19 protein-coding genes and 1 pseudogene are annotated in these 20114 nt (G+C 75.5%); 12 read left to right on the top strand and 8 right to left on the bottom strand.

What is annotated here, in order from left to right:
• Positions 1-117: 117 nt before the first annotated feature.
• From ACF0H8_RS08940 to ACF0H8_RS08965, 6 genes and pseudogenes are all read left to right on the top strand, one after another.
• On the top strand, positions 118-567 hold the full coding sequence (locus ACF0H8_RS08940; protein ID WP_395288594.1) for an NfeD family protein: 450 nt from the start codon (positions 118-120) through the stop codon (positions 565-567).
• Between the two features lie 22 nt (positions 568-589).
• The gene (locus tag ACF0H8_RS08945; protein WP_395288595.1) at positions 590-1897 is read left to right on the top strand and encodes an SPFH domain-containing protein; all 1308 of its coding nucleotides are present in this window, start codon (positions 590-592) and stop codon (positions 1895-1897) included.
• Between the two features lie 111 nt (positions 1898-2008).
• Positions 2009-2980: a CapA family protein gene (locus ACF0H8_RS08950; protein WP_395288596.1), complete on the top strand. Its 972-nt coding sequence runs from the start codon at positions 2009-2011 to the stop codon at positions 2978-2980.
• Between the two features lie 132 nt (positions 2981-3112).
• Positions 3113-4893 (top strand): annotated as a pseudogene (locus tag ACF0H8_RS08955) (ABC transporter ATP-binding protein).
• Positions 4890-6815, top strand: coding sequence for an ABC transporter ATP-binding protein (locus tag ACF0H8_RS08960; protein ID WP_395288597.1), 1926 nt, complete (start codon positions 4890-4892; stop codon positions 6813-6815). Before ACF0H8_RS08955 ends, ACF0H8_RS08960 begins: the two are co-directional and overlap by 4 nt.
• 21 nt (positions 6816-6836) lie before the next feature.
• A complete protein-coding gene (locus tag ACF0H8_RS08965; RefSeq protein WP_395288598.1) occupies positions 6837-7682 on the top strand; it encodes a TrmH family RNA methyltransferase in 846 nt (281 codons plus the stop codon).
• On the opposite strand, the gene ACF0H8_RS08970 is transcribed toward ACF0H8_RS08965, so the two are convergent.
• Positions 7679-8101 carry a nitroreductase family deazaflavin-dependent oxidoreductase gene (locus tag ACF0H8_RS08970; protein ID WP_395288599.1) on the bottom strand — a complete coding sequence of 141 codons (423 nt, stop codon included), beginning with the start codon at positions 8099-8101 and terminating at the stop codon, positions 7679-7681. The two genes, ACF0H8_RS08965 and ACF0H8_RS08970, sit on opposite strands and share 4 nt — an antisense overlap.
• Positions 8098-8592, bottom strand: a complete 495-nt coding sequence (locus ACF0H8_RS08975) for a hypothetical protein (RefSeq protein ID WP_395288600.1) — start codon at positions 8590-8592, stop codon at positions 8098-8100. The genes ACF0H8_RS08970 and ACF0H8_RS08975 overlap by 4 nt, the downstream gene beginning before the upstream one ends.
• A gap of 251 nt (positions 8593-8843) precedes the next feature.
• Between ACF0H8_RS08975 and ACF0H8_RS08980 the strand changes: the two genes are divergently transcribed.
• Positions 8844-9425, top strand: coding sequence for a hypothetical protein (locus tag ACF0H8_RS08980; RefSeq protein WP_395288601.1), 582 nt, complete (start codon positions 8844-8846; stop codon positions 9423-9425).
• Between the two features lie 62 nt (positions 9426-9487).
• Here the strand turns inward: ACF0H8_RS08980 and ACF0H8_RS08985 are convergent, their stop codons facing one another.
• The 5 genes from ACF0H8_RS08985 to ACF0H8_RS09005 form a co-directional block, all read right to left on the bottom strand.
• Positions 9488-10744, bottom strand: coding sequence for an MFS transporter (locus ACF0H8_RS08985; protein WP_395288602.1), 1257 nt, complete (start codon positions 10742-10744; stop codon positions 9488-9490).
• Between the two features lie 69 nt (positions 10745-10813).
• The gene (locus tag ACF0H8_RS08990; protein WP_395288603.1) at positions 10814-11278 is read right to left on the bottom strand and encodes a tRNA (cytidine(34)-2'-O)-methyltransferase; all 465 of its coding nucleotides are present in this window, start codon (positions 11276-11278) and stop codon (positions 10814-10816) included.
• Between the two features lie 100 nt (positions 11279-11378).
• Entirely contained in the window at positions 11379-11921 is a 543-nt protein-coding gene (locus ACF0H8_RS08995) for a ferritin (protein WP_395288604.1), read from the bottom strand.
• An 88-nt stretch (positions 11922-12009) separates the two neighbouring features.
• Entirely contained in the window at positions 12010-12633 is a 624-nt protein-coding gene (locus ACF0H8_RS09000) for a YbaK/EbsC family protein (protein WP_395288605.1), read from the bottom strand.
• Between the two features lie 13 nt (positions 12634-12646).
• Positions 12647-13174, bottom strand: coding sequence for a YbhB/YbcL family Raf kinase inhibitor-like protein (locus ACF0H8_RS09005; RefSeq protein WP_395288606.1), 528 nt, complete (start codon positions 13172-13174; stop codon positions 12647-12649).
• A gap of 255 nt (positions 13175-13429) precedes the next feature.
• On the opposite strand from ACF0H8_RS09005, the gene ACF0H8_RS09010 reads away from it, so the two are divergent.
• On the top strand, positions 13430-13759 hold the full coding sequence (locus ACF0H8_RS09010; RefSeq protein ID WP_395288607.1) for a TfoX/Sxy family protein: 330 nt from the start codon (positions 13430-13432) through the stop codon (positions 13757-13759).
• Here ACF0H8_RS09010 and ACF0H8_RS09015 read toward each other — a convergent pair.
• A complete protein-coding gene (locus ACF0H8_RS09015) occupies positions 13756-15627 on the bottom strand; it encodes a tyrosinase family protein (protein ID WP_395288608.1) in 1872 nt (623 codons plus the stop codon). The genes ACF0H8_RS09010 and ACF0H8_RS09015 overlap by 4 nt on opposite strands.
• Positions 15628-15863: 236 nt before the next feature.
• Between ACF0H8_RS09015 and ACF0H8_RS09020 the strand changes: the two genes are divergently transcribed.
• The 4 genes from ACF0H8_RS09020 to ACF0H8_RS09035 are packed head-to-tail and all read left to right on the top strand — an operon-like array spanning position 15864 to position 20069.
• Positions 15864-16928, top strand: coding sequence for a hypothetical protein (locus tag ACF0H8_RS09020; RefSeq protein WP_395288609.1), 1065 nt, complete (start codon positions 15864-15866; stop codon positions 16926-16928).
• 10 nt (positions 16929-16938) lie between these two features.
• On the top strand, positions 16939-18555 hold the full coding sequence (locus ACF0H8_RS09025; protein WP_395288610.1) for a DNA polymerase Y family protein: 1617 nt from the start codon (positions 16939-16941) through the stop codon (positions 18553-18555).
• Between the two features lie 54 nt (positions 18556-18609).
• Positions 18610-19434 carry a hydrolase gene (locus ACF0H8_RS09030; protein ID WP_395288611.1) on the top strand — a complete coding sequence of 275 codons (825 nt, stop codon included), beginning with the start codon at positions 18610-18612 and terminating at the stop codon, positions 19432-19434.
• 38 nt (positions 19435-19472) lie between these two features.
• Positions 19473-20069 (top strand): GNAT family N-acetyltransferase, encoded by a 597-nt coding sequence (locus ACF0H8_RS09035; RefSeq protein WP_395288612.1) that lies wholly within the window; start codon positions 19473-19475, stop codon positions 20067-20069.
• Positions 20070-20114: the final 45 nt, after the last annotated feature.

Here is a 20114-nt window from a genome sequence, read left to right on the forward strand (position 1 = left end):
CAGCGGACGGTTCGGGGCCGAAGCGGTCCGGCAGACGGTGTGCGACCGCTAGGATCTGAGTGACAGTCCGCTGCGTCGGTGCACGCCACCGGCCCGGCACGAGAGGGAGTCGAGACGATGGCGTGGCTCTGGTGGCTGGGTGCGGCGCTCGTGCTCGGCGTCGTCGAGCTGATCACCGTCGACCTGATCTTCCTGATGTTCGCGGGCGGTGCGGCCGCCGCGACCGTCGTCGCGCTGCTCGGCGGGCCGTTCTGGGCGCAGGTGCTCGTCTTCGCCGCCGTCTCCGTGGTCCTGCTCTTCGGCGTGCGGCCCTGGGCCAAGCGCATGCTCGAGCGCTCCACCCCCGAGACGCGCACCAACGTCGAGGCCCACGTGGGCCGCGAGGCCACCGTGCTGATGGACGTCACCGATCGCGCCGGGCGCGTGAAGCTCTACGGCGAGGTCTGGACGGCCCGCGCCGCGCGCCCGGGCGTCGTGCTGCCCGCCGGCACGACCGTGCGTGTGGTCCGGATCGACGGGGCGATCGCCGTCGTCGAGGCCACCGCGGACACCACCCTGTACGGCTGACCCGACGAACCGAAGGAGCGACATGATCGACAACGTCGGCAACATCGTCGTCACGTTCATCCTCATCCTGCTCGCCGTGGTGGTGATCACCGCGATCTGGCGGGCCGTGCGCATCGTGCCGCAGGCCGTGGCGCTGATCGTGGAGCGGCTGGGGAAGTACCAGACGACGATGCACGCCGGGCTCCACTTCCTCATCCCCTTCGTCGACCGCGTGCGCTCGAGCGTCGACCTGCGCGAGCAGGTCGTCTCCTTCCCGCCCCAGCCGGTCATCACGTCCGACAACCTCGTGGTCAGCATCGACACGGTCATCTACTTCCAGGTCACCGACCCGAAGTCCGCCACGTACGAGATCGCCAACTTCATCACCGGCATCGAGCAGCTCACGGTCACCACGCTGCGCAACGTCATCGGCTCGATGGACCTGGAGCAGACCCTCACCAGCCGCGACCAGATCAACGGCCAGCTGCGCGGGGTGCTCGACGAGGCGACGAGCCGGTGGGGCATCCGCGTCAACCGGGTCGAGCTCAAGGCCATCGACCCGCCCGCCTCCGTCCAGGGCGCGATGGAGCAGCAGATGCGCGCCGAGCGTGACCGCCGCGCCGCGATCCTCACCGCCGAGGGCGTCAAGCAGTCCCAGATCCTGACGGCCGAGGGCGAGAAGCAGTCGGCGATCCTGCGCGCCGAGGGGCAGGCGCAGGCCGCCATCCTCAAGGCGCAGGGCGAGTCCCGCGCCATCCTGCAGGTGTTCGACGCCATCCACCGCGGCAACGCCGACCCGAAGCTGCTGGCGTACCAGTACCTGCAGACCCTGCCGAAGATCGCCGACGGCACCTCCTCGAAGATGTGGGTCATCCCGACCGAGTTCACCGCCGCCCTCGGCGCGATCACGTCGGCGTTCGGCGGCGACGGCCGCATGGGCGACGGCGGGAACGGCGGCGACGGCGGCTCCCCGGTGGACTTCGGCCCGCAGGGCAGCGCGCTGGCCGAGGGCCTGCGGGACACCAACCTGCAGGACCCAGACGAGGCGCTTGCCGAGGCGCGCAGCTCGGCCCAGCGGGCCACCTCGGAAGCCACGACCGCTGGCACCGCGTCCGGAATGCCGTTCTCTCCGACGGCCGAGCAGGGCCAGCGCCCGGCCGAGGACGAGGCTGCCCGCGGCGGGCGGCGCGCGGCCCCCCGCGCGGCCGCGGACGACGCCCTGGCCGCCGCGGGGGAGCGGGCCCGGCGCGAGGCCCTGCGCCGCGCCGAGGAGCTGAGCGAGGGGGAGGACGCCTCCCGCTTCGCCCCGCCCGGAGACACCAGGGACGAGGGCACCCCGCCCGCCCGCTGAGCCGGCGCCGCGGCCAGCCGCGGTGCCGGCCGCGGACGACGTGCCCGAGTGCTTCCCCACGGGGCCCGTCGCCGTCCATCCTGTAAGGCGGGGCGGCGACGGGAGGCTGCCATGTGCGCGGTGCTGGCGCTCGCGGGCGACACGATGCTCGGTCGTGGCGTCGCGGAGTGCCTGGCCGAGGACCCCGCGGCGCCGCTCGTCGGGCCGCGGCTGCGCGAGGTACTGGCGGGCGCCGACGCCGTCGTGCTCAACCTCGAGTGCTGCGTCTCCGACCGCGGGGAGCGCTGGCCCGCCCCCGGCAAGGCCTTCTTCTTCCGCGCCCCGCCACTGGTGGCGCAGCGCCTGGCCGAGCTCGGCGTCCGTGCGGTGACCCTGGCCAACAACCACGCGCTCGACTACGGCTACGAGGGGCTCACGGACACCCTCGACCACCTCACGGGGGCAGGCATCGTCACCGTCGGCGCCGGTCACGACCTGCGGGAGGCCCGGCGGCCGGCGTCGTTCCGGGTGGCGGCCGAGCCCCTGATGCTCGTCGCGCTCACCGACCACCCGCCGGACTTCGCCGCCGGGCCGCGCACACCGGGCGTGGCCTTCGCCGACCTGCGCCGCGGCGTGCCCGCCTGGGTCGGCGCGGCCGTGCGCGAGGCGGCGCTGGCCGCCCCGGTGGTCGTGACGCCGCACTGGGGGCCGAACATGGTCCCGGAACCCGTGGGCCACGTGCGGCGCGCCGCCGACGAGCTGGGCGCCGTCGGACCGGCGCTGGTGGCCGGGCACTCCGCCCACGTCGTCCAGGGCGTGGCCGGGCGGGTGCTGTTCGACCTCGGCGACTTCATCGACGACTACGCCACCCACCCGCTGCTGCGCAACGACCTGGGCGCGCTGTGGCTGGCGCACCTGGAGGCGGGCGTGTTCGACTCCGTCGAGGTGGTGCCGCTGCGGCTGTACCGGGCGGTCACCGAGGTCGCGACCGGCCCGGACGCCGCCTGGGTGCGGCGCCGCCTCATGGCCGCCTGCGCGCGGCTCGGCACCCCGGTGCGGGGCGTCGACGGCCACCTGCTCATCTCGCTCGACGACGCCGGCTGACCGCCGCGCGCGCCGCCGCGGCGCAGCCGTCCGTCCGGTTTCGCTGTCGGTGGAGAGCCGCGGCCCGCCCGGGACGGGCGCATAGTGTGAGCTGGGCCGCGGCCGGCGCGGCGCGACTCACGAAGAGGGCCCATGCTGCTCAAGGTGCTCCGGCGGTTCCTGCGCCCCTACCGCCGCGACGTCGCCGCCGTCGCGGTCCTGCAGGTGGTCCAGGCCCTCGCCGCGCTGTCCCTGCCGACGCTCAACGCCGACATCATCGACAACGGCGTCGTCCGCGGCGACACCGCGTACATCATGCGCACCGGCGCGGTCATGCTCGCGATCACCGGCGTCCAGATCGTCTGCACGATCGCCGCCGTCTATCTCGGCGCCCGTACGGCGATGGGCGTCGGGCGCGACCTGCGAGCGGCGACCTTCGACCGGGTGCAGCGCTTCTCCGTGGCGGAGGTGGGCCGCTTCGGGGCGCCCTCGCTCATCACCCGCACCACCAACGACGTCCAGCAGGTCCAGATGGTCACGCTGATGACGTTCACCATCATGGCGATGGCGCCCATCATGATGGTGGGCGGCGTGGTGATGGCCCTGCGCCAGGACGTGGGGCTGTCCGCGCTGCTGCTGGTGATCCTGCCGGTGCTGCTGGCCGTCATGGGCGTCGCGGTGCGGAAGATGCGCCCGCTGTTCCGGCAGATGCAGGAACGGATCGACCGGATCAACCAGCTCATGCGGGAGCAGGTGGCCGGGGTCCGGGTGATCCGCGCGTTCAACCGTCAGGCCGACGCGCGCGAGCGGTTCGCCGGCGCCAACGCCGCGCTGACGCACACCGCGCTGGCCGTCGGCAAGCTGATGGCGGTGCTCTTTCCCGCCGTCATGCTCATCATCAACGTGTCCTCGGTCGCCGTCGTCTGGTTCGCCGCCGGCCGGATCGACAGCGGCGAGATGCCGGTCGGCGCCCTGGTCGCCTTCCTGAACTACCTCATGCAGATCCTCATGTCCGTCCTCATGGCGGTCATGATGTTCATGATGGTGCCGCGGGCGGAGGTCTCGGCCGAGCGCATCGACGAGGTGCTGGCCACCGAGCCCGCCATCGTCGCCCCCGCCGAGCCGGTCCGGCTCGCGGCGCCGGCCCGCCCCGGGCGGGCGGCGGCGTCCGACGACGTGGCCACGGCGCGCGGGCTCGTCGTCGAGCTCGACGGCGCCACCTTCGGCTATCCCGGCGCGGACGCCCCGGTGCTGCGCGACGTCCACCTGCGGCTGGAGCCGGGCCGGACGACGGCCGTCGTCGGCACCACCGGCTCCGGCAAGACCACGCTGGTCAACCTCGTCCCGCGCCTGGTGGACGTCACCGGCGGAGCGGTGCGGCTCGGCGGCGTGGACGTGCGCCGCCTGGACCCGGCCGAGCTGCGCGAGCACATCGCCGTCGTCCCGCAGAAGGCCTACCTGTTCTCCGGCACGATCGCCTCCACCCTGCGTCACGGCCGCTCGGACGCGACCGACGCGGAGCTGTGGGCGGCGCTGGAGGCGGCGCAGGCCCGCGACTTCGTCGAGGACCTGCCCGAGGGGCTCGCCGCCCCGGTGGAGCAGGGGGGCGCCAACTTCTCCGGCGGGCAGCGCCAGCGCCTGGCCATCGCTCGGGCGCTGCTGCGCCGGGCCGACGTGTACTGTTCGACGACTCCTTCTCGGCCCTCGACTACGCCACCGACGCCCGCCTCCGCGCGGCGCTGCCCGCCGCGACGGGCGGTGCCGCGGTGCTCGTCGTCGCCCAGCGCGTGGCGACCATCCGCGACGCCGCCCAGATCGTCGTGCTCGACGGCGGCACCGTCGTCGCGGCCGGGACGCACCAGGAGCTGATGGGGTCGAGCCCGACCTACCAGGAGATCGTCCTGTCCCAGCTCAGCGCGGAGGAGGCGGCATGAGCGGCCCCGGCCTCCACGGCCGGCCGGGCATGGCGCCGGCCGCGAGGTCGATGCACTTCGGCGCCTCCCTGCGCCGGCTGCTGCGCACGCTCCGGGCCGAGCGCACGTGGCTCGCCCTCGTCCTCGTGCTGGGGGCCGCCTCCGTCGCGCTGTCCGTGCTGGGTCCCAAGGTGCTCGGCGACGCCACCAACATCATCTTCAACGGGGTCGTCGGGCGGACGCTGCCCGAGGGCGTCACCCAGGAGCAGGCCGTGGCCGGCCTGCGGGCACGCGGCGAGGGCCAGCTCGCCGACATGGTCTCCGGCATGGACCTCGTGCCCGGCCAGGGCATCGACTTCGAGGCGCTGGGTCGCACGGTCCTGGCCGTGCTGGCCATCTACGTGCTCTCCGCCCTGTTCCTGTGGCTGCAGGGGCGGATCCTCGCCCACGTCGTCCAGCGGACCGGTGCGCGGCTGCGCACGGCCGCCCAGGCGAAGGTGGACCGGCTGTCCCTCGCGCACCTGGACCGCCAGGCCCGCGGCGACGTGCTCTCCCGGGTCACGAACGACATCGACAACGTCACGCAGAGCCTGCAGCAGACGCTGTCCCAGATGGTCACGAGCGTGCTCACCGTGGTGGGCGTGCTGGCCATGATGTTCTGGCTGTCGTGGCAGCTCGCGCTCATCGCGCTGGTCACCGTCCCGCTCTCGGCGGTGATGACCATGGTCATCGCCAAGCGGTCCCAGCCGCAGTTCGTGGCGCAGTGGAAGTCCACCGGGGACCTGGGCGGGCTGGTGGAGGAGGCGTTCACCGGCCACGAGGTGGTCACCGCGTTCAACGCCGAGGAGGCCTTCGCCCGCGCCTTCTCCGAGGAGAACGAGCGGCTGCACCGGGCGAGCTTCCGGTCGCAGTTCATCTCCGGCACGATCATGCCGGCGATGACCTTCGTCTCGAACCTCAACTACGTGCTCGTCGCCGTCGTCGGCGGCCTGCGCGTGGCGTCCGGGGCGCTCACCCTCGGCGAGGTGCAGGCGTTCATCCAGTACTCGCGCCAGTTCAGCCAGCCGCTCGGCCATCTCGCCTCGATGGCCAACCTCGTACAGTCCGGCGTCGCGTCCGCCGAGCGCATCTTCGAGCTCATGGACGCCGCGGAGGAGGCGCCCGACCCGGAGCCCGGCGCCCGCCCGGCCGCTGTGCGTGGCCGCGTGGAGCTCACCGGCGTGAGCTTCCGCTACGAGCCGGACACCCCGCTCATCGAGGACCTGGACCTGGTGGTCGAGCCCGGCCAGACGGTCGCCGTCGTCGGCCCCACCGGTGCGGGGAAGACCACGCTGGTCAACCTGATCCTGCGGTTCTACGAGATCGACGGCGGGCGCATCCTGCTCGACGGCGTCGACACCCGGGAGATGACGCGGCAGGACCTGCGCGACCAGATCGGGATGGTGCTGCAGGACACCTGGCTGTTCCGCGGCACGATCGCCGAGAACATCGCCTTCGGCCGGGCGGGCGCCACCGAGGAGGAAGTGCGCGCGGCCGCCCGCGCGACGAGCGTCGACCGCTTCGTCAGGTCACTGCCCGAGGGCTACGGCACGGTGATCGACGACGAGGGCGGCGGCGTCTCCAGCGGCGAGAAGCAGCTGGTCACGATCGCCCGGGCGTTCCTGTCCGACCCGCAGATCCTCATCCTCGACGAGGCGACCAGCTCGGTGGACACGCGCACCGAGCTGCTCGTCCAGCACGCCATGGCCGAGCTGCGCAAGGGCCGGACGAGCTTCGTCATCGCGCACCGGCTCTCCACGATCCGCGACGCCGACGTGATCCTCGTGATGGAGCGCGGGCGGATCGTCGAGAAGGGCACGCACACCGAGCTGCTCGCCGCGCACGGGCCCTACGCCCACCTGTACGAGTCGCAGTTCGCCTCAGCGGTGACCGGGGGCGCCTGAGGGCCGGGGGAGAATGGCCCGGTGCCGCTCATCCGCATCACCGATCCCGACGACGACCGCCTGGGCGACTACACCCACCTCACCGACGTCGCCCTGCGCTCGAAGCACGAGCCGGCCAAGGGCCTGTACGTCGCCGAGAGCTCGAACGTCATCCGCCGGGCCGTGGAGGCGGGCCACCGGCCGCGGTCGTTCCTCATGGCCGAGAAGTGGCTCACCTCCATGGAGCCGGTCGTCGCCGCGGCGGCGGGCGGCGCGGACGTCCCGGTGTTCGTGGCCGAGGAGCCGGTGCTCCGCGCGATCACCGGGTTCCACCTGCACCGCGGGGCGCTCGCGGCGATGCACCGCCCGCCGCTCGCCGGCGTCCGCGAGCTGCTCGAGAGCGCGCGCGGCGGCCGGGGCGCCCGGCGCGTCGCCATCCTGGAGGACATCGTCGACCACACCAACGTCGGTGCCATGTTCCGCAGCGCCGCCGGGCTCGGGGTGGACGCCGTTCTGGTCACGCCGCGGTGCGCGGACCCGCTCTACCGGCGGTCGGTGCGGGTGTCGATGGGCACGGTGTTCCAGGTGCCCTGGACCCGCCTGACGACGTGGCCCGGCGGGGTGGACAAGCTGCGCGACGCGGGCTACACCGTCGCCGCCCTCGCGCTCAGCGACGACTCGGTCACCCTGGAGGAGTTCGCCGCCTCCCCGGCGGTGACCGGGCCGGACTCGCGGGTCGCGCTGGTGCTCGGCACCGAGGGCGACGGGCTGGCGCGCCGCACCATCGAGGCGGCGGACGTGGTCGTGCGCATTCCCATGGCCGGCGGCGTGGACTCGCTGAACGTGGCCGCCGCGTCCGCCGTCGCGTTCTGGGCGACCCGCGCCTAAGCCGCCGCCGGCCCGCCCGCCGGGCAGGCGCCGCCCGGCGGGCGGACGTCGAGGACGAGGGAGTCGGGGACGCGCGCGACGCCGAGCAGCTGACGCACCACCGGCGGCGCCCACGCGCGGGTGGGGTCACGGACCAGGCGCGGAGCGCAGAGCTCCACCCGCCGCCCGCGCACCACGACTATGCACCCGCCCGCGGCGAGGACGTTGCGCACCCAGTCCGTCTCGCGCCCGTAGGTCAGGGCGATCCGGTACCGGGCCCCGTCGCGGAAGATGTTCACCGGGACGGCGTACTCCCGGCCGGTCCGCCGCCCGCGGTGCACCACCACGGCGAAGCCCGGCAGCCGCGCCGCGAGCGGCCGCATCACCCGGTTCAGCGCGCGCCGGTTCAGCCGGCCGACCCACCGCGGGAGCGGACTCATCGCAGGATCTCCACCATCAGCACCCAGGCGTCGAGCATGGAGCCGATGATGGTGAGGACGACACCGCCGGCGACCCACGCCAGCCCGGCCCCGGACCCCGCCAGCAGGACGGCCGCGCCCACCAGCAGCGGCACGAGCTGCAGCAGGACGAGCGGGACCCGCAGGATCCGCCCGAGCAGGGCGACCTCCGTGAGCCGGGCGGACTGGCGCAGGTAGACGACGTGGAGCAGCGTCGCGACCGCCGCGCACGCCAAGACCTCCGCCCCGAGCAGCGCGGCGGGTTGCTCCGGGATCAGGGCGACGCCGGAGACCACCACGACCAGCACGAGCGAGCCGACGGCCGCACCGGCCCGCGCCGGCAGGGAGGGGAAGGACAGGATCGCCTTGATGTTGACCGAGATCGCGACCATCACCAGCCCGGCGAGCGCGGCCGAGCCCCCCGCCATGGCGACGAAGAAGTCCTCCCACCCCGCGGTGGGCGCGACCGCCATGGCGGGCACGCTAGCTTGGTGAGCCGGCCGCGGCCACGGATGAGCGGCGCGACGTGCGGCCACCACGCGCGGGTGGAGCTGACGGGGCGCGCGACGCGCCGTCGAGGGACGCCCGCCGGGCGGGCGGGGCTCCACAAGGGGGCCCGTGCCCTCGTGTCCACAGCGACGGGTCGCTGCGCCGCCGCGCCGCTCCGCCGTCGCGCACGCTGCTGCCGAGGAGCCGCCTCCGGCGGCGCGGAGGGGGGCGGACGATGGATCGGAGCACGGGCGAGGCCGGACGGGCCGAGGCGGCGGGGGAGCTGTACGGGCCCCGCGGTTGGAGCGTGCGTGCCGGCGTGTGGGAGGTGCTCGCGCCCTTCACCGCCCGCGGGCACGTGCCGTGGGCCTACCCGGGCGTGGGGGCGGCGGTGGGCGCCGACGGCCGGCCGGGCCGGGATCACGTGGCCTTCGCGGGGCTCGACGGCGCCGCCGCCCTGGAGCTGCTGGAGCGGCTGCCGCCGGCGCAGCTGGTGGACCGGCAGAACGCCGCGCCGACGCTGGGCTCGATGCTGTGGGCGGCGGCGCGGCACCCGGGCACGGTCGAGGTGCACGGCTACGGCATCGGCCCGCAGCGCGCCGACGAGCGCGTCAGCGCCGAGGGCCTGGTGGTGTACGCCTTCGCCGACCTCGCGGTGAGCCCCAACCACGCCCCCGGCTGCCGGTGCCAGGAGCTGTGGGCCCTCGTGGAGGACGTCCTGGAGCTCGAGGGGGACGGCGGCTCGCCGGACGAGATCCACCGCTCCCGGCCGCCGTGGGCGCGCGACCGGGAGGGATGGTGGCTGTGGTGGGACTGACAGCTGCACCGCGCTGCGCGGCCCCGAGGCGGCGGGTGCGAGGTGGTAGCCACCGTCAGCGGTCAGTCGCCGACGGCGGGGCGCTCGGTCACGCGGAGGTCGGCCGGCGAGCGCTCGCGCCGGCTGAGCAGGAGGAACGGCAGGCCCAGGACGGTGATGCCGGCGCTGACGACGAACGACGGCGCGTACCCCCACACATCGGCGGTCCGGCCGAGCAGGGGCTGCGCCCACACCCCGCCGGCGGAGGTGTTGAGCGAGTCGAACGAGAGGATCGTCGCCCGTTGCTGCGAGGGGATCATGCCGTTGAGGTAGGCCTGGCGGACCGGCTCGGCGGCGGCGTAGAGCAGGCCCCACACGACGATGACCACCATGACCACCCAGAACTCCGCCACCGTGCCGATGAGCGCGAGCGCCGCCGCGCTGGCCGACGCGGCCACCAGGAGGGCGGAGGTCCGCCGGCGGAAGAGGCGTCGCAGCCGCGGCGCGGCGAGCCCGCCGAGCATCTGGGAGCCGGCCACGATCGCGGCCACGAGCCCGGCGATCGAGTATGCCGAGGGGTCGCCGTAGAGCTCGAGCAGGTAGGGCTGCAGCGCGTAGAACACGTAGATCCCGACGCCGCCGGTGACCAGCGCCTCGAGCATGAGCCACCGGACCGCGGGGCGGCGCCAGCCGTGGTCGACGGACGCCCGCAGGATGCGGCGGACCTCCTCGGTCGCCGACGCGCCGCGCCGCGGGGTGAAGCCCAGGTCGCGCATGACCAGGTACGCCACCAGGAACATCGCCACGAGGATGACGCCGCGCAGCACGTACGGGACGCCGAGGTCGGTCGCCTGGGCGAGCACGCCCCCGCCGACCGAGCCGAGCAGCATCGCGGCCCCGGAAATCACCTGACCGCGGCCGAAGACGGCCTCCAGGTCACCGGTGAAGCCGACCGCCTCCAGCGCGTCCACCAGCCACGCCTCCACCGCGCCGGAGAAGAACGTGAACCCGAGCCCGATGAGCACCGAGACGACCGCCCAGAGCCAGAACGCGGCGTCGGCGTACCAGAGCAGGACGTACAGGAGGGTGGAGACGGCGAGCGTCACCGTGCCGAGCAGGTAGGAGGAGCGGCGTCCCACGGTGTCCGCGACCACCCCGGTCGGCACCTCGAACAGGACCATGCCGGCGGTGTAGAACGCGTTGGCGGCGAAGGCCTCGAGGTTGGTCAGCCCGGCGTCGAGCAGGAAGATCGTGTTGATGCCCCAGATCAGCGACGCGGCCAGCGTGTTCCCCAGCAGCAGCACCAGGTAGACCCGCACGATCGACCGCGACGTCGCCATGGTGGCTCAACGACCCGGCTCCCGTGGCTCTTCCCGCACGCGCCGCGTGACCTCCGGCGACACCCGCGCTCACACGGCGCCGGGGTACCCGTGCTGCCGCCAGGCCTCGTAGACGGCGATGGCGGCGGAGTTGGACAGGTTGAGCGACCGGATGCCGGGCACCATGGGGATGCGGAGGCGGTCGGTCAGGCGGCCGTCGGCGAGGATCTCGGCCGGCAGGCCGGTGGGCTCCGGCCCGAAGAGGAGCGCGTCGCCCGGCTCGTACGCGACGTCGGCAAAGCTGCGGCTGGCGTGACCGGTGAACGCGTAGACCCGGCCCGGGGCCACCGCGGCCAGGGCCGCGTCGAGGTCGCGGTGCACGTGGACGTCGGCCAGGTCGTGGTAGTCCAGCCCGGCGCGGCGCAGGTGCGCGTCCGACAGGTCGAAGCCCAGCGGCTCCACCAGATGCAGGGTGGTGCCGGTGCACGCCGTCATCCGGATGGCGTTCCCGGTGTTCGGGGGGATGCGGGGCTCGTAGAAGATCACGTGGAACACAGGCGTCCATGCTCCCACGGACCCCGGCCGCGCCCTTCGCGGCGCACCATGGTGCGACCGGCCCCTTGCCGCGCACCCGGGACGCGACGCGACCGGACCGTTACAGCGCCCCGCCCGCCGCGGCGGGAGCGTCCGCCGACTCCCCGCTGTCGCCGATGCGCTCGCGGGCGACGTAGTTCTCCAGGTCGAACAGGTTCGCCCCGGCGCGTTCCGCCACGGTCAGCAGCGTGGTCGCGGCCGCGACCTCCTCAACCTGCTCCTTGAGGAACCACAGCATGAACTGCTCGCCGAGCGGGTCGCTCTCCGCGCGCGCCGCCTGGAAGATCGCCTCGATCTGCGCCGTCACCTGCTTCTCCTGCTGGAGCGCGAGCGCGATCGGCTGGGTGGGCTCGGTGAAGTCGTTGCGCACGGGGGAGCCCGGCGGGATCTCCACCGGCAGGTTCCGGTCGAGCATGTACTGCACGATCATCATCGCGTGGTTGCGCTCCTCCACGGCCTGCCGGTAGTAGTGGCGCGCCACCTGCGGCAGGTCGTGCCTGTCGAACCACACCGCGATGGCGATGTACTGCTGATGGGCGTCGAACTCGTGGCCCACCTGCTCGTGGAGGAGCCGCAGGAAGCTGGACGTCGTCGCCGCGCTCATGGCGACAACCTAGCGCCGTCGCCCGCGCCGGTCGACGGATTCGCGGGTGGCCGGCCCGCCGCTGTGCGCCGCCGGCCGGTGGCCCTCGTCAGGCGGTCGGCACCTCGAGGCCCAGGGCCTCCACGACCTCGGCGCCGGGGAGCGCGGCCAGCACCTCGCCGGGCAGGAGCAGCTTGGACGAGCGCCTGCCGGAGCCGACGATCGCCGGGCCCGCGGTGACGCGGCCGTCGAGCAGCAGCCGCCAGCCCGCCGGGACGCCCACCGGGGTGATGCCGCCGTACTCCATGCCCGAGGCCGCCACGGCCTGCTCCATCGGCCAGAACGAGGCCTTGCGCACGTCCAGCAGGCGCCGGACGGCCCCGTTGACGTCGGCGCGGGTGGTGGCGCGCACGACGCAGGCGGCCACCCGCTCCTCCCCGCCGCGCTTGCCGGCCACCAGCACGCAGTTGGCGGACGCCTCCAGCGGCAGGCGGTAGGCCTCCGTCATCGCGGCCGTGTCGGCGAGGCCGGGCTCGATCGCGGCGACCAGCACCCGCGCGGCCGCGTCCGGGGCACGCTCGGCGAGGGCGGCGAGCGCCGCCCGGACCGGCTCGGCGAGCAGGTCCGGGCGGCCCAGCGCCGGCGTCCACCGCAGGGCGCCGAAGGCGACGGCGCCCGGCTCGCCGGGCACCGCCGCCGGGGGGACGGGTTGCGCGCTCGAGGGCGTCTCCATCCGTTGTCCCGTGTCAGCTCTTGAACGTGGTCACCAGGACCGCGCGGGCGAGGGTGTGCGCCCGCGCCGCGCCGTGGGCCAGCCCGGGCATGGTGTCCTCGTCCAGCTCGAGGGTCTCGGTGTCCAGCGCGTGCACGGCGAAGTAGTAGCGGTGCTCGCGGTCCCCGCGCGGGGGGTACGCGCCGGTGTAGGCGTGCTCGCCGTCGTCGTTGCGCAGGTGGAAGGCCGCGCCGGGGAGCATGAGGTCCGACTGCCCGGCGCCCTGCTCGAGCTCCGTGATGTCGGCGCCCAGGTCCACCACCGTCCAGTGCCACCAGCCCGACGGCGTGGGGGCGTCGGCGTCGAAGCAGGACACCATGAACCCGCGGGTTCTCTGGGGGAAGCCCGACCAGGACAGCTGCGGCGAGACGTTGCCGCCGTCACGGCTGTGCAGCGCCGGCATGGGGCGGCCGCCCGCGATGTCCGTGGAGGTCAGCGTGAAGGAGGGGACGGCGGGCAGCTTCTCGTAGGGGTCCTGGGCAAGCGGGCGGTCAAGACTCATCGATTACCTCCGGTGCTCGGCGGCGGGCCGGTTTAACGGCGGCCCTCGGTTCCCAACCTAGGCGCTGATGCGGCCGGACGTCGCGAGGCCGGCGTGGCGCGCCTGGCCTGGGGCGATGCACCGGAGCGTCGGCTGTGGGCGGCGTGCCGGCGACGGCGGTCGCGGGGTCAGGTGCCGACGGTCGCGGCGTCGGGTGCGCGCGGGCGCTTCCCGAACCCCGGGGGGAGGGGGATGATGCGGCCCAGGGAGGTCACGATGCAGGTGCCGAGGCCGAGCGAGGAGGACAAGGCACGATTCCGCGCGCTCCTCCCCGACGACCCGCGCGTCGAGGTGAGGCCCATGTTCGGCAACCTCGGCGCGTTCATCGGCGGCAACATGTTCGCCGGCCTCCTCGGCTCGGACATCGGGGTCAAGCTGCCCGAGGACGAGCTGGCAGACCTCCGGCGCCGCGGGGCCGGCGACTTCGGCCCCCCGGATCGCCCGATGGGAGGCTACGTCTCCGTGCCGGAAGAGGGCGACGCGCGGGCGCTGCTCGAGCGGGCGGCCACCCACGCCGCGACGCTGCCGCCGAAGAAGAAGCGCTAGGCCAAGCCGGGCGGCTCTTCGGCCGGGTCCGGGCCCACCGGCGGCGCCGTCCCGGGGTCGGCGCCGTCGTCGTAGCCGCTCGTGTCGCGCTCGATCTCGTCGGGCCGCACCTCGACGACCTCGCCCGCCGGGGTCAGGTGAAACATCGTGAACGCCATCGCGTCGTGGTCGTGGACGCCATGCGGCTCGTGCCCCTCGTGGGTGCCGTGCCCGTCGTCCGCCCCGCCCATGCCCCGCGCCTCCTCGCCGTGCGCGTCGTGGTGGCCGCCGCCGGCGGCGGCCACCGCGTCGAGGCCTCCCCGCCCGCCGACGGGGCTTCCCTGTCCGCCGGCGGGGCCGTGCTGCCGCCCGCCGCCGGGCACCGGACCGGCGGCGCCGGCCAGGCTCCGCGCGTCCGGCTCCGGGCCGGTGCCGGGCTGGGGCCGGGCGCCCGCCGGGATTGCGTCACGGAACGGCGCGACGGGCGGCGCCTGCCCGGCGCGGCCCGCGACGGTGGTCGCCGTGAGCTCGACGGCCCACGTCCCCACCGTGAGCGGCGCGCCCGGGCCGCCCGGGGCGTCGTAGCCGTCGGTGTCGACGATCGAGGCGGCGATCGTGGCCGTCCCCGTCTGCGGCATCCCGACGGGCCCGCGCGCCTCGTACGCCACGGGCACGAGCGCCGCCACGATCTCCGAGACGGGGTCGTGCTCCACGGTCACGACGTCCGGGTCGCCGGGGGCGAAGCCGTCGCCGGTGACACCGGTGAGCCGGAACGTCACCGGCTGGCACGTCCGCACCGAGAACGCCACCGGCATCTGCGCGGCGCTCCGCTCCGGCACCTCGCCGAACGGGACCGCCGGGCTGGCCAGCGTGATGCCGGGCAGGTCGGTCCGGTACCGGCCGAGCCGCTGGTGGTCCTGGACGTCGTTCGGCCGCCGGTGCAGCACGGCCGCGAACCAGGACGGCGTGGCGAGGTTGACCATGGGGTCGTCCCCGTTGTGCCCGGGGTCCGCCGTCCCGGCGGCCTGCGGCCGGTGCTCGGGCGTGGTGGTCCTGCGCTGCCAGATCGCCCAGAGCCGGTCGACGTTGCAGTGGTGCAGCCAGAAGACCGGGTCGTTCACCGCCGTCGCCGGGAACGTCATGTGGCCGCCGTCGCGCGGCCGGCCCTGCGGGTCGAGCTCCCAGGCGTCGCCGATCCACACGTGGACGCCGTCGTGGAGGATGCGCTCGAGGTACTTGCGGAACGAGGCGAGGACCTGCGCGTCCGTCAGCGGCGTGGAGGCGTCGTTCCACGGCGGGCCGTCGTACACACCGGGCCACGGGCCGCCGGCCGGGACGCCGACCCCCAGGCCGAAGAGCGCCTCCTCGCGCGAGGGCAGCTGGGCCGGCGTCGGGACGCCGCGGGAGCGCTTGAGCGTGAGGTCGGCGTCGCCCCGCCGCCTGATGTTCATCCGCCACGACGCGGGACTGCCGAACGGCCCCGTGGTGACGTACCCGGTGGTGGGACCGGGGCCGGCGTTGCCGAACCCGCCCATGAGGTCGGTGGTGAAGGGCCAGCCGGGGGAGGCGGCGTCGCGGTCGGTGGTCCAGTCCCAGTACGGGATCGTCAGCTCGGCGTCGCCGCTGACCTGCTGCAGGTCGAGCTCGAGCTGGTGGAGGAACTCCCGGTGCCAGGGCCCGAACGCCGGGCCGCGGTGCGCGCCGAGGCCGACGGTGTTGTGCAGCCAGACGTAGTCGTCGTACCGGTTCGGGGTGCCGCCGCCGGCGACCACCGCCGCCTGGGCCGCCGGGATCCTGCTGGGTGCCGAGGCCTTGAGGTCCAGGAACGCCTGGACGAGCCGGGCCTTCTCGCCGCGGGTCAGCTGCGAGACGTTCTTCCGGCATGTCATCCGGCACCGCCGTCGTCGAGGGGGTCGCCGCAGGGAGGCGCGCACCTGGGAAGGTAGCCGGAGGGCGTTATCGCCGCGTTACGGCCGGCCGGTCGGGGTCGCCGCCGGGATGTGGGTGGGGGGCGCGAGGCTGTGCCGGTCGGTTGACAACGCGGACCCTCCGACGAAGACTAGAGATCGAACGGGTGTTCGAAAACAGTGGCGGCGGGTGTCCGCGCCGGGAGCGAGGAGGAGCCATGGGGACCGTGCTCACGGCCGTCCACGACGCGCTCCACCACGACGCCCACCCACCCGCCCAGGGGCCGGTGTCCCGGGCCGACGGTGCGGCCGGGACGCGTCCGCCGGGGCGGGCCACCGACCCGCAGGCGCGGCTGGCCGCGGCGCGCGCCGCGCTGAGCCGGGCGGAGATGGCCGCGGGCCTGCGCACCCGGTTGACGCGCACCCATGCATCCCCCGGCGGGGCGGGCGCCCCGGCGGGCGCGCCGGCCTCCGGCGCCGGTCCGCACCTGATGACCAGTCCCGCCCTGGCCGCCGTGGCGCCGGTCCCCCCGGCGTCCCCGGCGCCCGGTCCCGACGGCGACCCTCCCGACGCCGCGGAGGGTTACCTCCCCGTGCCCGGCGCCCTGGCCCCGCTCTTCCCCGGCGGGGCCCTGGCCCGCGGCAGCGTCGTGCAGGTGACGGGCTCGACCTCCGTGCTCCTGGGCCTGGCGGGTGCCGCCAGCGCGGACGGGGCGTGGTGCGCGCTCGCGGCCCTGCCCGACGTCGGGTGGCGCGCAGCCGCCGCGGCGGGCGTGGCCCTGGACCGGGTGGCCGTGGTGCCGCGGCCCGGCCCGGACGCCGCCGGGGTGGTCGGGGCGCTCGTCGACGGCTTCGACGTGCTCGTCGTCGGCCGCTGCCCGGCGCTGGGCGAGCGCGACCGGCGCCTGATCGGTGCCCGGCTGCGCACCCGGGGCGCCGTGCTGCTGAGCACCCATCCCTGGCCCGGCGCCCAGCTGGTGCTCCGGGCGGCGGGGCAGAACTGGGACGGCCTCGGCCAGGGCTGGGGCCACCTGGAGGAGCAGGAGTTGACGGTGCGCGCCACCGGCCGGGCGGGGGCCGCCCGGGCCCGCGAGGTCCGCGTCCACCTCGGCCGGGGCGGCCTGCTCGCGGCCGCGCAGGGGCCGCTCGTCACCGTCGCTGACCCGCCCGGCGCCCGCCTCCTCGCGCCCGACGCCGGGTCGCTCACCCGCGCGGCCGCGCCGCCCGCGGCCGGCCCGGCCGCCGCGGCGCCGGACGACGCGCCGCTGCTGCAGGCGGTGTGACGTGGCCCCGGTGAGCCAGGCGGCGCGCCGGGGCGTGCTGTGGGTCCCGGACTGGCCCGTCGCCGCCGCCGTCGCCGAGGGCACGGTCGACCCGCAGGTGCCCGTCGCCGTGCACGACGGGCGTGGCGTCCTCGTGGCCTCCGCCCCCGCCCGCGCGGCCGGGGTGCGCCGCGGCATGCGCCGGCGCAGCGCCCAGCAGGTCTGCCCCGAGCTGGTGCTGCTGGCCACCGACCCGGCGCGCGACGCCCGCGCGTTCGAGCCGCTGGTGCAGGCCGTGGAGACCGTGGTCGCCGAGGTGGAGGTGGTCCGCCCGGGGATGGTGGTCTTCCTCGCCCGCGGCCCCGTGCGCCACGTCGGTTCCGAGGAGGCGCTCGCCGACCAGCTGGTCGGCACGGTGGCCACCGAGACCGGTGCCGAGTGCCAGGTGGGCATCGCCGACGGCCTGCTCACCGCCATGCTCGCCGCCCGCGCCGGGGTGCTCGTTCCGCCCGGGGCCACCGGCGCCTTCCTCGCCGCGCAGGACGTCGGCGCCCTGGCGCACGCCGCCAGCACCCGCCAGGTGGCCGCGGAGATCGACGAGCTCGTGGACCTGCTGCGGCGCCTGGGGCTGCGCACGCTCGGCGCCTTCGCGCGCCTGGAGACCGGCGACGTCGCCGCCAGGTTCGGCACCCGTGGCCTGGCGGCCCACCGCCTGGCCCGCGGGCTGGACGCCGCGCCGGCGACCTCCCGCCGCCCCGAGGACGACGTCGTGGTGGCCACCGAGCTCGACCCGCCCGCCGAGCGCTCGGATGTCGCCGCCTTCGCCGCGCGCGCCCTGGCCGAGCGGCTCTCCGAGCGCATGCTGCGCCGCGGGGTGGTGTGCGCCCGGCTGCAGGTCGCGACCCGCACGGAGGACGGCAACGAGCTGGTGCGCACGTGGAGCATCGACGGCGCCCCGACCGCGGCCGAGCTGACCGACCGGGTGCGGTGGCAGCTGGAGGGGTGGCTGTCCGGGCGCAGCGGCCGGGCGCCGTCGGCCCCCCTGACCCACCTGGGGCTGACCGCCCAGGAGGTCAGCCCCGCCGGCGCGGTCCAGGACGGGCTGTGGGGCCGCTCGCTGCGCGGGCAGGTCCAGGCGGGCCGCGCCGCGCTGCGGGTGCAGGGCCTGCTCGGCGCCGAGGGTGTGCTCGTCCCCGTGCTCCAGGGCGGGCGGGACCCGCGCTCGGCGGCCCGCCTCGTGGCCTGGGGCGACGAGCCGGCCCCGCTGCGCCGCCCGGACGCGCCCTGGCCCGGGCAGATTCCCGAGCCCTGGCCGGCGACCGTGCCGGCCGAGCCGGTGGCGGTGCGCCTCGTCGACGCCGCCGGCGCCCCGGTGGGGGTGGACGCCCGCGGCCGCGCCAGCGCCGCGCCGGCGTGCGTCGTCGTGCCGCCCGCGCCCGCGGCGCCGCCCGGGCAGCCGGGCGCGGCGGTGGTGGAGGCGGGGGAGTACCCGCTGCGCGGCTGGGCCGGGCCGTGGCCGGTGACCGAGCGGTGGTGGTCCGCCGAGGGGCGCCGGCGCGCCTACGTCCAGGTGGTGCCGGACGGCGCGCCGGCGCTGCTGCTCGCCCTCGAGGGCGGCACCTGGCAGGTGGAGGGCGTGTACGACTGACCGTGCCACCGCGAACGCGGGACACCCGGCCGCCGGCGCTGCCAGGATCGTGCCGTGACCGTGTGGATCTGCCGGACGTGCGCCGTCGAGCACGCCGACACCGCAGAGCCGCCCGAGGTGTGCGCGATCTGCGCCGACGAGCGCCAGTGGGTGCCCGCGGAGGGGCAGCAGTGGACGACCATGGCCGAGCTGCGCACCGCGGACCGCAAGATGGCGGTGGAGGAGGTGGAGCCGGGCCTGTTCGGGATCACCGTCGCCCCGCGGGTGGGCATCGGCCAGCGCGCGCTGCTGGTGCGCACCGGCGCCGGCAACCTGCTGTGGGACCCCACCGGCTATCTCGACGACGACGGCGTGCGGCGGGTCCGCGAGCTCGGCCGGGTGCTCGCGATCGCCGCCAGCCATCCGCACATGTTCGGCGCGCAGGTGGAGTGGAGCCGCGCGCTGGGCGGCGTGCCGGTGCTCGTCAACGCCGCCGACGCGCGCTGGGTCGCTCGGCCGGACGGCGCCATCGAGCCGTGGTCGGGCACCCACGAGGTGGCGCCGGGGCTGACGCTGCACCAGCTCGGCGGGCACTTCCCGGGCAGCGCCGTCGCGCTGTGGGCGGACGGCGCGGACGGCGCCGGGGTGGTGCTGAGCGGGGACACCGTCTTCCCCAACCCCGACCGGAAGAGCGTGGGCTTCATGCGGAGCTATCCCAACCTCGTCCCGCTCTCCGGCGCCGTGGCGGGCCGGCTCGCGCGCGACCTCGAGGCGCTGGCGTTCGATCGCTTGTACGGCAACTTCGGCGGGGTGGTGCCGAGCGACGCCAGGGCGGTGGTGCGGCGCTCGGCCGACCGGCACGCGGCCTGGGTGCGCGGGGACCACGACGACGAGACCTGAGGTCGGCGCCGCGGAGACCGCGCCGGTACGCTCCCGGCGTGATCCGGCGCTTCGACGAGGTCAGCACCCCCCGCCTGCTCATGCGGCGCTGGCGCGAGGAGGACCGGGAGCCGTTCGCTGCGATGAACGCCGATCCGGAAGTGATGCGGTACTTCCCGGCCGTCCTGGACCGCGCGGAGAGCGACGCCCTGGTCGACCGCATCGAGCTGCACCTGGTCCGGCACGGCTTCGGGCTGTGGGCCCTCGAGCTTCGCGCGACGGGCGACCTCCTCGGGTTCACCGGTCTGAACCCGATGCCCGACGGGGTACCCGGAGCCGGTGGCTACGAGATCGGCTGGCGGCTCGCCCGTGGCGCCTGGCACCAGGGCTTCGCCACCGAGGCCGCGCGGGCCGCGCTCGACGTGGGGCTCGGGTCGCTGGGGCTGCCGGAGATCTGGTCGATGACGGCGCTGGTCAACACGCCCTCGCAGGCGGTCATGCGGCGGCTCGGCATGCGGCGGCACGGCGAGTTCGACCACCCGCGCGTCCCCGAGGGCCCGCTGCGCCGTCACGTGCTCTACCGGTTGGCGGCCGACGAGGCCCGGAGGCCGGCCCCGGCGGCGGAAGGTCCCGCGCCCGGGGAGGGTGGGGCCTAGCCGCGCTCGCGAGCATGGGCGAACGGTTCTCTGTCGAACAGACGT

Source organism: Georgenia sp. AZ-5, from assembly GCF_043952095.1.
Taxonomy (GTDB): Bacteria; Actinomycetota; Actinomycetes; order Actinomycetales; family Actinomycetaceae; genus Georgenia.

Coding starts and splice junctions, on each gene's coding strand:
- ACF0H8_RS08940 (WP_395288594.1), top strand. CDS start 118: ATGGCGTGGCTCTGGTGGCTGGGTGCGGCGCTCGTGCTCGGCGTCGTC.
- ACF0H8_RS08945 (WP_395288595.1), top strand. CDS start 590: ATGATCGACAACGTCGGCAACATCGTCGTCACGTTCATCCTCATCCTG.
- ACF0H8_RS08950 (WP_395288596.1), top strand. CDS start 2,009: ATGTGCGCGGTGCTGGCGCTCGCGGGCGACACGATGCTCGGTCGTGGC.
- ACF0H8_RS08960 (WP_395288597.1), top strand. CDS start 4,890: ATGAGCGGCCCCGGCCTCCACGGCCGGCCGGGCATGGCGCCGGCCGCG.
- ACF0H8_RS08970 (WP_395288599.1), bottom strand. CDS start 8,101: ATGAGTCCGCTCCCGCGGTGGGTCGGCCGGCTGAACCGGCGCGCGCTG.
- ACF0H8_RS08975 (WP_395288600.1), bottom strand. CDS start 8,592: ATGGCGGTCGCGCCCACCGCGGGGTGGGAGGACTTCTTCGTCGCCATG.
- ACF0H8_RS08980 (WP_395288601.1), top strand. CDS start 8,844: ATGGATCGGAGCACGGGCGAGGCCGGACGGGCCGAGGCGGCGGGGGAG.
- ACF0H8_RS08985 (WP_395288602.1), bottom strand. CDS start 10,744: ATGGCGACGTCGCGGTCGATCGTGCGGGTCTACCTGGTGCTGCTGCTG.
- ACF0H8_RS08995 (WP_395288604.1), bottom strand. CDS start 11,921: ATGAGCGCGGCGACGACGTCCAGCTTCCTGCGGCTCCTCCACGAGCAG.
- ACF0H8_RS09000 (WP_395288605.1), bottom strand. CDS start 12,633: ATGGAGACGCCCTCGAGCGCGCAACCCGTCCCCCCGGCGGCGGTGCCC.
- ACF0H8_RS09005 (WP_395288606.1), bottom strand. CDS start 13,174: ATGAGTCTTGACCGCCCGCTTGCCCAGGACCCCTACGAGAAGCTGCCC.
- ACF0H8_RS09010 (WP_395288607.1), top strand. CDS start 13,430: ATGCAGGTGCCGAGGCCGAGCGAGGAGGACAAGGCACGATTCCGCGCG.
- ACF0H8_RS09015 (WP_395288608.1), bottom strand. CDS start 15,627: ATGACATGCCGGAAGAACGTCTCGCAGCTGACCCGCGGCGAGAAGGCC.
- ACF0H8_RS09020 (WP_395288609.1), top strand. CDS start 15,864: ATGGGGACCGTGCTCACGGCCGTCCACGACGCGCTCCACCACGACGCC.